An 11,687-nucleotide genomic window follows, 5' to 3' on the forward strand; every position below is an offset into this window, starting at 1 on the left:
AATTCTTATGAAATTACATCAGCTACGAGTACTCCTTCTTGCTTCCTTTTTCTGCTTTTCTTGCGCTAAAGAAGTTCCACCGCCAGCGCCCATTGGGCCGTTGCCAACTACCCAACAATTGAATTGGCACGAGTTAGAATATTACGCTTTCGTTCATTTCAATATGAACACCTTTACGGATATGGAGTGGGGACTTGGAGGAGAGTCGCCAAGCCTTTTCAACCCTACGGAATTGGACGCCCGCCAATGGGCAAGAGTAGCCAAAGAGGCTGGAATGAAAGGCATTATCCTGACAGCAAAGCACCACGATGGCTTCTCTTTGTGGCCTTCAGCTTATACAGAACATTCTGTAAAAAATAGCCCTTGGAAGAACGGAGAAGGTGATGTGATTAAAGAATTGGCGGCAGCTTGTAAAGAATTTGGGCTTAAAATGGGGCTTTATCTTTCGCCTTGGGACAGGAACCATGCCGACTACGGAAATCCTGAATACATTACTTATTACCGTAATCAGTTGAGAGAATTGCTGACCAATTATGGGGAGGTATTTGAGCTTTGGGTAGATGGAGCCAATGGTGGTGACGGCTATTATGGCGGTGCCAACGAAACCCGAAATGTAGACCGAAAAACCTATTACGATTGGGAGAATACTTTTGCGTTGGCCAAAGAACTTCAGCCCGATATTGTGGTCTTTAGCGATGGCGGCCCAGATGTCCGTTGGGTGGGAAATGAAAACGGTTTTGCTGATGCTACCAACTGGGCACCGCTGAGGCGCAATGAATTTGCTCCAGGTATCGGTCCATACCAGCAATTGACTTCTGGCCATGAAGACGGAACGCATTGGGTGCCTGCCGAATGTGATGTGTCTATCAGACCGGGCTGGTATTACCATGAAAGTCAAGATGATAAAGTGAAATCCTTGTCGGCACTGCTGGATATCTATTATAAGTCAGTAGGGAGAAACGGCAACTTGCTGCTCAACTTACCTGTCGATCGGAGAGGTTTGGTACATGAGAATGATGTGAAAGCCTTGATGGAACTGCGCAAGACCTTAGACGAAACCTTTGCCGTGAATTTGGCCAAAGGCGCAAAAGCAGTGGCCTCGAACACCAGAGGAAATGACTATCTGTCTTCCAATATTTTGGATGAGTATAACGACAGCTATTGGGCGACAGATGATGAAGTGATTGAAAGCGAGCTAGTGATCAACTTTAGTAAAGAAACTACTTTTAATCGTTTGGTACTTCAAGAATACATTCCACTGGGGCAGCGTATTAAAGCGTTTAAAGTAGAAGTGAAGGAAGAGGACGGCTATAAGGAAATCGCCAATGAAACCACCATAGGCTACAAACGCATCCTTCGATTGCCGCAAGTAACCACAAGTCAATTGAAGATTACTTTTACCGATGCCAAGGGAAGCCCAACCATCAGTAATCTTGAAGTTTACTTGGCTACGAGCGAACCGCCAGCCGAGTAAATCATAAGAATTTTGTTTTTGAGACGCAGCCTTTCCAAAAGAAAGGCTGTACTGTTTTATACAGTCCTAGGATTTCAAAATCAACCATGAAGAAAGTAAAACTGATTTCTGCCTTATTTTTTATTTGCCTTGTCTTGTGGCAATGTACTTTCGAAACAGAACCTGTGCCCGATGATTGCACGGGCGCATTAACCATAGCACTTCAAACCAAGAGCGATGCAAGCTGTGGCGCTACGGATGGAACGATTACGGTAATGGCCACAGGCACTTCCACCGATTTAACCTATGCCATTAGCGGAGGCGCTCAACAGTCATCACCGACCTTTACTGGCTTAACTGCCGGTGCATATATCATTACTGTTTTTGAAGGAACCTGCTCAGCGGAAATTACGGTAACCATTGAAAATGAGAATGGGGTGAATGCCACTACCCAAGCCAATATCAGTGAATGTGGATCAAACAATGGCTCAATATCCGTTACCGCAGTGGGAGGGGTTGGCCCATACGAATATAAGATTGGCAGTGGCGCCTTTCAAAGTGCCTCTACTTTTGCTGATTTAGCTCCAAATACTTATCAGGTAACGGTAAAAGATGCGGGAGGCTGCGAAGTCATTCTACAAATCAAGGTGCTTTCAGATGTCGATTTTGGAATTATTAAGTCCATCGTGCAAACCACTTGTGCGGTTTCTGGCTGCCATAATGGAACTCAGTCGCCCAATTTCACCAGCGACAGTAATATCATAAGCAATGCTACTAATATTCGGGCCAGAACGGGAGCGAAAACAATGCCTCCACAGTCGAGCGGAAGATCGCTTTCGAATGACCAGATCAGTCAAATCGCCTGCTGGGTAGCAGATGGTGCTTCAAGTAACTAAGCAAATAATCATGAAAAAACGATTACTCATAGCCTTAACCATCGTGGTGACATTGGCCGCTGGTTATTTTATATACGCCAGCATGACCCAAGGGCCAGCCAAAATGAAGAGTCTAAAAGCCGAACATAGCCTCACTGCGGTCGATTTTTATTCAGAATTTGAAATGGATGAAACGGCCGCAAACACAAAGTATCAGAACAAGATAGTGGAAGTCAAGGGTGTGGTGGAGTCCATCACACTTGATGAAGAAAGTAAGCCCAGCATCAGCTTGAGAACCGAAGGTTTTGGGGTGGTGAAATGCACTTTAGAATCCAGTGAAGATAACTCTTTAGATAAAGTCAAGATCAATTCAACCCTCACTGTTCGTGGGGAATGCATCGGAATGTTGCTAGACGTTTTGATCGAGCGGACCATCATTGTTGAACCCAAATAGTCAAGCCATATGAAAACCTTAAAATTAGCCCTAACCATCGTTTTGCTTTTGAGTGCCGTTGCGCTTCAGGCTCAAGACCGATATTTAACAAGAACTGGGCATATCAAATTCTTTTCTAAAGCGCCTTTAGAAGATATCGAAGCCAACAATAATAAGGTGCTCAGCATTGTAGACCTTTCTAAAGGAGAGGTGGCTGTTGATTTACTGATCAAGGCTTTTGAGTTTGAAAAGAAGCTGATGCAGGAGCATTTCAATGAGAATTATCTAGAGTCAGATAAGTACCCAAAATCTACATTTAAAGGCACTTTTTCAGTACCCGAAGGACTGAAGTCTATGACCGATGGTGTTTATGAATTGGACGTGAAGGGGCAGCTGAACATCCATGGCGTGACCAATGACATTGAAACGAAATCGACCTTAACAGTAAAAGGAGGGAAGCTTTCTGGCGAATTGAAATTTTTTGTAGCAGTGAAAGATTACAAGATCAAAATTCCCAATGTAGTGGTGAAGAATATTGCCGAACAAGTTGAAGTTACTGCCAATTTTGAATACGAACCATACAAGTAATCCCATGAGAAAAGTCTATATATTCCTAGCTGTAATCACCTTAGCCTCTAATTATGTAAAGGCTCAAGAAGACCTTTTGGACATTCTGAATTCAGAACAAACCGAGGAGGTGAATACCACCTTGGCTATTTTTAAAGGCGCTCGATTGATCAACGGCCACACCATCGTCACCAGAAAAATGGGTGAATTGGAATTTGTAATTTCTCATCGTTTTGGAAGAATCAATACGGGGATCGATGAATTTTTTGGTTTGGATGGTGCCAATGTTCGCTTTTCGTTGGAATATGGAATTACCGATAACCTGACCGCAGGTATTGGCCGAAATTCTTTCGAAAAAGTGTATGACGGTTTCCTAAAGTACGGCCTTTTAAAGCAGTCCACAGGAGAGAAAAACATGCCTATTTCGTTAACTGCTTTCAGCAGCATGGCCATTCGCACTTTAAAAGATCCAGATTTTACAGAAGATGATTTTAACTCGAAAGTTTCCTACACGCATCAAGTATTGATTGCCCGTAAGTTCAACGATAAATTCTCTTTCCAACTGGCTCCTACTTATGTGCATCGGAACAAGGTTTTGGAGAATCAAGAAAATGACATTATTGCTTTGGGCATTGGCGGAAGAATGAAATTGAATACCAGAGTTTCTCTGAATGCTGAATATTACTACCGCCTTACCGAAGAATTAGATGCGAGTTATAAAGACTCCCTAGGGGTTGGGGTTGAAATTGAAACTGGAGGCCATGTTTTCCATTTGAACTTCACCAATTCACGGTCAATGGTGGAGCGCGGTTTTATTACCGAAACAGATGGCAACTTTTTCAAAGGAGATATTCATTTTGGCTTTAATATCAGCCGTGTTTTTTAAAGGCTATAGTTAAAGAACCCTCCAAAAGTTCTTATATCTGTTTCAGATGAATCTATTACTACTGATGGAGTAAGGGCATCAACTTTTGGAAGGTTTTTCATTTTTAAAGCTCAATTCAAGTGAATTGAATTGGTGGATTTTTTTGCTCATAATTTTCTGTGTTTAGATTCATTTCTGAATACCTTTAAGCGTAGGAACTCATCAACCAGAATTCATTATGAACTACTTTCGAAGCCTAAGCTTTCTATTCGTCACCCTTCTGCTTGGGAGTCAGCTTTCGGCCCAAGCCCCAGATTCTTCCAGAATTGTAAGGGTATTGACCTACAATATTCTGCACGGTAAAACCCTAAAAGGCGACTTTGATTTAGATCTAATCGCCTCGGTGATTAGCAAGGAAAAGCCTGACTTGGTAGCACTTCAGGAAGTAGATTACAAAACCAACCGCTCTAAAAAATACGATTTGGTAACCGAATTGGGCATCCGCACAGGTCTGTCGCCACTTTTTGCCCGCGCCATGTATTATGATGACGGAGAATACGGAGAAGGCATTCTTTCAAAGTACACTTTCCTGACCACCACAAACCACCCTTTGCCTTATACCGAAGGAAAAGAACCTAGAGCTGCAGCCGAAGTAAATGTGGTGATCAAAAGTGGCGATACCATTCGTTTTGTGGGCACGCACTTAGATCATGAAACGGACGGTCATAACCGTTACATTCAAGCCGAAGAAGTGAATAGGGTGTTGAAAAGGGACAATGTGCCAACCATATTGGTGGGCGACTTAAATGAAACTCCTGAAAACAGAGCCATGCAGCTACTTTTTAAGGATTGGGAGCGGTCGTTTGCCGATAATGTATTCACCTTTCCTTCAGACGAACCCATCAAGAAAATTGATTATGTGCTTTTCAGACCTGCCCATCGGTGGAGGATTCTAGAGAAACGCGTCATTGATGAGCGTGTAGCTTCCGACCATAGACCAGTTTTAGTGGTGTTGGAATTGCTGCCTGATAAGTAACCCTATAATCTAATTAAGGCAGCTCTTTCTTACAGCTAAACCCTCCAAAAGTTCTCCTTTATAGTTGTGATGAATTCATTATGCCCTGATGACATTGAATCCTCAACTTTTGGAGGGTTCACCCATATTTAAATCAATTCCCCAAGTGATTCCAATTGATCAAAACGTTCCAGACCAAAGGCGCATCGTGGTGGTTCAAATAGCGGTGCAGCGGATCAAAAGTAAAGGCGATAATACGACCGTTGCCCTGCGGTACATTGAAGATTCCACCATGACCAATAATCGTTTGCTCGTTGCGCACCATTCCTGAAAGCACATAAGGCGGAGCTTTGGTGTCGTCTTTCTTTGGTGCTTCTACTTTTCTGTCTGGCAGCCCCATTACTGGGCCGGTATAATCAATTTCATCCTTTAGAGGCTTGGTGCCGTATTGCATCACCATCATGTCCCTGTTGTATTTATCTACCTGATATAAAGGGCCATTTCCTCTGAAAACATGAGAGATTTCTGGATAACCATACATGATCGGGCTATCCGTTCTTCTTGTTTTGGTGGTGACTACCGAACCGGGATGGAAAAGACCAGAGGGATTGTAAGGCTTTAACTCTCTGGCGATACCTGTTTCGGCCGCCATGGTGGTAGAGTTATCGAGCGTAACCAATACGCCACCCGCATCTACGAATTTCTTTAGTTCATTCATGCCATCCATGCCAGGCCCACCCGTCATATCAGTAGTGGCGTCTGGTGTTCCATGAGAAGGAAACTCAGCGGTTTTGGTGAAAGGCATAGGGCCTAATTTAGAGTCTACCCCATAAATAAAGTCACTTACTGAACCACGCATTCTCGGAACAAGAATCACATCAAACTTCTCTCTCAATTTACCTGACTTCAAGTCGTCTTTATCAATTGAAGTATAAGGAAGTTTTCGTTGCTCGAAGGTATACCTGGACCAACCCTCATCTTGTGTACTGAACCAGCTGTGGTAGATGGCTACTTTTGGCGGGCTCACTTCGCGTTGTTTTCCATTGGGGGAAGCCGCTTTTAAGTCAAAGCCGAAATCTTTCCCCATTTGGTCTGCTTGTGCTTTGGTGATGTCTTTAAAAATAACAGAACCAACCTGAAGTGTATCTCCATTCATTATTTGTTGTTCGTCCAGTACACTGATTTTGGCTTTTTTATTCTCAGATTTAATCCAGTACATGGCCGATAAAACGGTGTTTTGGGCTTTGTAATTCAGTACATAACTGTTTCCACTTCCTTCAACATTGCCAACGTATTTCACATCGCTAGTTACTAAGCTCATGTTCCGTTTCTCAAACTTGACGGTGTCTTCCTTCTTTACATCCACTCCATAGACATAATCCAAGCTCCAAGCAATGTCATCGTAAGGAGGGAATTTGGCATCTTTTGGGTAGTTCTGCTGCGCCAACAAAGTAACTGCTAGGTTTCGGTACGGCTGATCAAGAAACACCACATAATCGCCTGCATTCGATCCTGAATTTGCTTGATGCACTTCGATGCCCTGTACCCGTAATTGATTCACCAGATAAGCTGCCATCGCTGGGTCTCTTTGTTCCTTAGGAATCACGAAGGCTTTAGGGTTTTCTTCCACGCCTCTTTTAATGCTATTCACTCCTTTTTGGTAGAAGTTGCGCAACAGTAGCTTCTGATTGTCGGCAGTATAGGTAAGGGAAGCCAATACACCCGCCTGCATGTAGTTGGTGTTGTTTCTTGAAGACCAATTGATCAATTCGGTAGGAGGGGCTGGGCGGTACCATTCACGGCTTGTGGCGGGGTCGCCAGCGTAGCTCTGTCTAGATAAGTCGCGGAGGTAAGTATTTGCTCCAGCATTCCCGAAAGTTTCGTAAAAACGCCCGATGCTGTTGTGGTTATTCGCTACCCACATGGCATAACCCGGCCACCAACCGTCAAAGAAAGCCCAAGTAAAAGTGCCTGGCAATCCTTGCGAAGCCAAGGTGGTAATGTCATGATTGGCCATGACCTGCCATTCCCCAATGGCAATCGGATCCATGTTATCGTTGTAAGGGCCTGTTCCCGTGGAGATATAAAGCAATGGCACAGATTCATGTAAATCCAACATGACGGTCGGGTGCCAATCGAAATAGGCTTTGAAAATCGCTTTGGAAAGTTCTTGAGACACTTGAAGTCCATCTCTGTTATTGTCGTGGAAAACGTATTTCCCCCAATAAGGCGTGCTTCTCGGGAAACCATCGTCATATTCTGTTCTGGCTTTGGTATAGCGGTAATACCAATCCACTTGCTTGTCTCGCCCATCGGGTTCCGAAGTAGGGTTAATCAAAACAATCACATTTTCTCGAATGTTCTTAATGTCTTCAGATTGATCCGTAATTAGGCGGTAGGCCAGTTCCATCAACATTTCTGGAGAGCCCATTTCGGTAGAATGCAGTCCCCCATTGAGGTAAAAGATGGGCTTAGAATCGGTGATGATTTTATCCGCTTCATCGCTAGATACTTTTCTAGGGTCAGAAAGTTTGGCAAGCTGCTGTTTGTAATGATCGATTCGATTCATGGATTCGTCATTACCAATCACCACCAAATTAATGGCACGACCTTCTTCCGTAGTGCCAATTTGTTCCACCTTAATGAAAGGGGAAGCTTTGGCCAATTCTTGGTAGTAAGCGTAAATTTCGGAAGTACGGTGCATTACGCCCGGTGCACCTATAATTTGGCCAAAATATTTTCTGGGGGAAGGTACATTAGGGTCGTCTACTAGATTAAGTACCGAAGCGGGTAGAAAGCGCGGATCAGTAGTGTATTCCTTTATTTTCTTGTTGTATTCTTCATCAATCTTCTGGGCAAACAGCGTGGAGCTGCTCATAAAAAAAAGGCAGATCAGTAAGTAATGGTGTTTTCGCATGATAGTCAATGGTTTAAGGAAACCTAATATAACACTATCTTAGAAAGTACGCTTGGTTAGACATGAAAGTGGCCAGATTTAAACGGGTTTAGGTGAAATAGATGAGAATCGCACCAATGGCGGTCATCACCAAAATGAATTGCCTGAAAAGCTTATCGTTGACTTTTTTAAGAAGTTTGATCCCAATAAAAAGACCGAGGAGAATGGCAGGAATAACGACTAGATTTATTTTCAGCGTTTCCCAAGTAATGGTACCCCAACTGAAAACATGAAAGGGCACTTTGAAAAGGTTGATGATCAGAAAGAGCCAAGCGGTTGTACCTATAAAAACGTCTTTGGGGAGGCGCATGGCCAAGAAAAAGATGTTGGAGAATGAACCCGCTAAATTCCCCACCATGGTGGTGAAACCCGCGGTGAGTCCCATTAAACCGGCAAAGCCAATGTGTTTCGGTACTGCTTTGGATTTTCGTCTGTCCCACCAAAACATAATGACCACAGAAATGAAGATAACAATGGCCATGCTTTTCCTGAACAGCTCTTCGTCCATTTTCTTGCCAACGAAAGTACCGAGAACAACGCCCAACATCATGAAGGGCAGTAGTCTGAAAAGGTATTTCCATTGGGCATGGCGGTTGTAATAGATTACCGCACAAATGTCTCCTACAAGTAGCATGGGAAGTAAAATGCCAGTGGAGGCTTTGGCATCAAAAACTAAGACCATTAAGGCTACAATGATAATACTGATACCTTTGATGCCAGATTTGGATAAACCCAAAACAAAAGCAGCGGCCAAAACCACAGTCCAATCAAAGAAGCTCAATGCTGAAAACACAGGTTTAAATTAGCGAATTGAAATGGCTTAGAGTTTATAAACCATTTGGAAGTTGTTTCTGCTTCTTTGCTCAATAATGATTTGTTTGTCCTTCATCAAGGAGTCTATTGTGGCTTGGTTATAATTTTTGATCGTAATCATTTCTAGGCCTTCATTATAATAGATCAAGAAATCATCTTTTAAGGCCATTCTAAGTTGCTCTCTTTTTACAGGGTTGTCGTCAATGCAAATAGTAAATGAGATGGCCGAATTCTGCATCAAATTAATCGTCAGGTGATTTCTATTGATGTGCTCAAAAATCAAATGAATGTGCTGCTCGTTGATAAAAGAGAAGTCACTGATTTTAAAGGAAATAACCGTTTGCTTGCCTTTGTGAATAATAGCAGGTGCTAAATTCGGGATTACACATTCGTTAATGAGTGTGCCATTCGCTTCAGGGTTTTCGAACGACTTTACATACAACGGAATGCCTTTTTGCGCTAGCGGCTTTATAGTTTTAGGGTGAATTACCGAAGCTCCATAATAGGTCATTTCAGCAGCCTCTTTGTAGGGTAACTGGTCAAATAAAACCGTGTCGGCAAATTTCTTTGGGTCGGCATTGAGTACGCCCGGTACATCTTTCCATATTGTTACCGATTCAGCATTGAGCGAAGTAGCAAAAATAGCTGCACTGAAATCACTTCCCTCACGCCCTAGTGTGGTAGTGTTAAACTTGGCGTTCGAACCAATAAAACCTTGTGTAAGCACAACATCAAAACCAGTCTGTTGTGATACCTGAGACCGAATGATATTCTGCGTGGCACCCCAATCTACAAGGGCTTGTCGGTGAATGTTATCAGTTTTCACCATTTTCCGGGCATCTAGCCAAGCTGTTTTGATCTGCCGTGTGTTTAAATAGGCAGCAACGATTCTGGTAGAAAGTATTTCTCCAAACGAAACGGTTTGGTCATAAAGAAAATCATAACCCATGGAAGAGCTGAACCTATCTAGTTCATGATCTACTGATTCAAAGTCGGCCTGAATTTCTTGGTTCAGTTGCTGGTTGCCTGCCAAGCCAAGGTCAGAAACAATACCAAGATGAAAATCCTTTACATACTGAAGGGCTTCTGAATGATTTTCTTCATCAATCAATTTTTGGAGAACAGCCTCAAAGGCATTGGTCATTTTGCCCATGGCAGAGACGATGACCACCAATTGATCCGAAATATTCGCCTCAATTATAGTGGCCATATTTTTTACCGAATCGACATCTTTTACAGATGCGCCTCCAAACTTAAATACTTTCAAGGGTCGTGAGTTATTTTTGTTAATTTCGCTGCAAGTTATCAACGTTTTCTGAGATTAAAATTATTGTCTAGCATGTCTAAAGCTGAAAATTCTCGTATCGCACTTCCAATTGGTTCTAATTTGGATCGATTTATCATGAAAAATCAAGAAGCATTTCCTTTTGCCTCAGGTGAGTTGTCTCAACTGATCAGGGACTTAGCCTATGCGGGTAAGGTAGTGAACCGAGAAATTAACCGTGCTGGTTTAGCCGACATTACTGGTGCTTATGGAGCAGATAATGTTCAAGGCGAAGCGCAACAAAATTTAGATGTGGCAGCAAATATTCGTTTTACCCGTGCTTTGCAAAAGGGTGGGGAAGTAGCCGCGATTATTTCTGAAGAGAATGAAGATATTATTGATCTAAAAACACCTAGTGCAAAATACATTATTGCGATGGACCCGTTGGATGGTTCTTCCAATATTGATGTGAACGTTTCTGTAGGAACTATCTTTTCGATTTACAGAAGAGTTTCGCCAGTAGGCAGCCCCGTAACGATGGAGGATGTATTACAGCCAGGTACTGCTCAGATTGCTGCTGGATATATTTTGTACGGCTCATCTACAATGTTTGTATATACTACTGGAAAAGGCGTGAATGGCTTTACTTATGAGCCATCATTGGGCGAATATTTACTATCTCACCAAAATATGAAAATGCCAGAAGATGGTACTATTTACTCGGTGAATGAAGGAGGTTCTAAAAGCTTTCCACAGTCAGTAACTGATTACATTGATAAGTGTAAAGACAGAGGTTACTCAGCTCGTTATATCGGCTCCTTAGTTGCCGATTTCCACAGAAACTTATTGAAAGGTGGGATTTATATTTATCCATCTACCGCCAAAGCACCTAATGGAAAACTACGTTTGATGTATGAGTGCAACTGTTTAGCCATGATTGCTGAACAAGCGGGAGGTTTAGCTACCGATGGTAAACAACGCATTATGGAAATTCAACCGACATCACTTCACCAAAGAGCACCGTTTTTTGTAGGCAGCAAGAACATGGTGGCGGAAGCTTCTGAGGAGTAATTTCACTTTAGCTGTATCGAGTAATGGATGGCAACTGCTCTTTCGTTTTGGTATTTAGCCTTTTAAGGGCTAAGAGTAGCTGAGTGCTTGTATAAGATCCAAGCCCGAATGGGCTGTCTACTAGACCTGTCAGGTTTTGAAAACCTGACAGGTCTTTATGAAAATGATTTTTAGCTAGATAGTTGAAGATGTCAATGGCTTATACTAGGCCATCCTATGTTTACTAAGAGACTTCGGAGGTCTTTTTCAGAAACACAAAGAGGTTTGATTTGTGGTACGTGAAAAGATTTCTCCGCAAGCTGCGAAATGACTTCGTAGAAAGCAGGAGTGGTAAATAATTCTCTCAGTGAGCTTTATAACCAATTGTTAAAAGAG

10 protein-coding genes are annotated in these 11,687 nt (G+C 42.7%); 7 read left to right on the plus strand and 3 right to left on the minus strand.

Annotation, left to right across the window (positions count from 1 at the left end):
• The first annotated feature begins 7 nt into the window (after positions 1 to 7).
• From AAC026_RS16225 to AAC026_RS16250, 6 genes are all read left to right on the plus strand, one after another.
• Positions 8 to 1,474, plus strand: coding sequence for an alpha-L-fucosidase (locus AAC026_RS16225; RefSeq protein ID WP_339700201.1), 1,467 nt, complete (start codon positions 8 to 10; stop codon positions 1,472 to 1,474).
• Between the two features lie 86 nt (positions 1,475 to 1,560).
• A complete protein-coding gene (locus AAC026_RS16230) occupies positions 1,561 to 2,349 on the plus strand; it encodes a SprB repeat-containing protein (RefSeq protein WP_339700204.1) in 789 nt (262 codons plus the stop codon).
• Positions 2,350 to 2,359: 10 nt separating this feature from the next.
• Complete coding sequence (locus tag AAC026_RS16235) at positions 2,360 to 2,782, plus strand: hypothetical protein (RefSeq protein ID WP_339700207.1); 423 nt, start codon at positions 2,360 to 2,362, stop codon at positions 2,780 to 2,782.
• 9 nt (positions 2,783 to 2,791) lie between these two features.
• Positions 2,792 to 3,349, plus strand: coding sequence for a YceI family protein (locus AAC026_RS16240; protein WP_339700210.1), 558 nt, complete (start codon positions 2,792 to 2,794; stop codon positions 3,347 to 3,349).
• Positions 3,350 to 3,353: 4 nt separating this feature from the next.
• Positions 3,354 to 4,214 carry a DUF5777 family beta-barrel protein gene (locus AAC026_RS16245; RefSeq protein WP_339700213.1) on the plus strand — a complete coding sequence of 287 codons (861 nt, stop codon included), beginning with the start codon at positions 3,354 to 3,356 and terminating at the stop codon, positions 4,212 to 4,214.
• A 217-nt stretch (positions 4,215 to 4,431) separates the two neighbouring features.
• Positions 4,432 to 5,229: an endonuclease/exonuclease/phosphatase family protein gene (locus tag AAC026_RS16250; RefSeq protein ID WP_339700215.1), complete on the plus strand. Its 798-nt coding sequence runs from the start codon at positions 4,432 to 4,434 to the stop codon at positions 5,227 to 5,229.
• 133 nt (positions 5,230 to 5,362) lie between these two features.
• Here AAC026_RS16250 and AAC026_RS16255 read toward each other — a convergent pair whose 3' ends face one another.
• The 3 genes from AAC026_RS16255 to AAC026_RS16265 form a co-directional block, all read right to left on the minus strand.
• Positions 5,363 to 8,125, minus strand: a complete 2,763-nt coding sequence (locus AAC026_RS16255) for a M14 family zinc carboxypeptidase (protein ID WP_339700218.1) — start codon at positions 8,123 to 8,125, stop codon at positions 5,363 to 5,365.
• Positions 8,126 to 8,213: 88 nt separating this feature from the next.
• A complete protein-coding gene (locus AAC026_RS16260) occupies positions 8,214 to 8,957 on the minus strand; it encodes a sulfite exporter TauE/SafE family protein (RefSeq protein WP_339700221.1) in 744 nt (247 codons plus the stop codon).
• Positions 8,958 to 8,984: 27 nt separating this feature from the next.
• Complete coding sequence (locus AAC026_RS16265; protein ID WP_339608527.1) at positions 8,985 to 10,244, minus strand: aspartate kinase; 1,260 nt, start codon at positions 10,242 to 10,244, stop codon at positions 8,985 to 8,987.
• 72 nt (positions 10,245 to 10,316) lie between these two features.
• On the opposite strand from AAC026_RS16265, the gene fbp reads away from it, so the two are divergent.
• Positions 10,317 to 11,312: a class 1 fructose-bisphosphatase gene (gene fbp, locus AAC026_RS16270; protein WP_339700224.1), complete on the plus strand. Its 996-nt coding sequence runs from the start codon at positions 10,317 to 10,319 to the stop codon at positions 11,310 to 11,312.
• Positions 11,313 to 11,687 lie beyond the last annotated feature (375 nt).

The organism is uncultured Roseivirga sp. (genome assembly GCF_963973945.1).
Taxonomy (GTDB): Bacteria; Bacteroidota; Bacteroidia; order Cytophagales; family Cyclobacteriaceae; genus Roseivirga.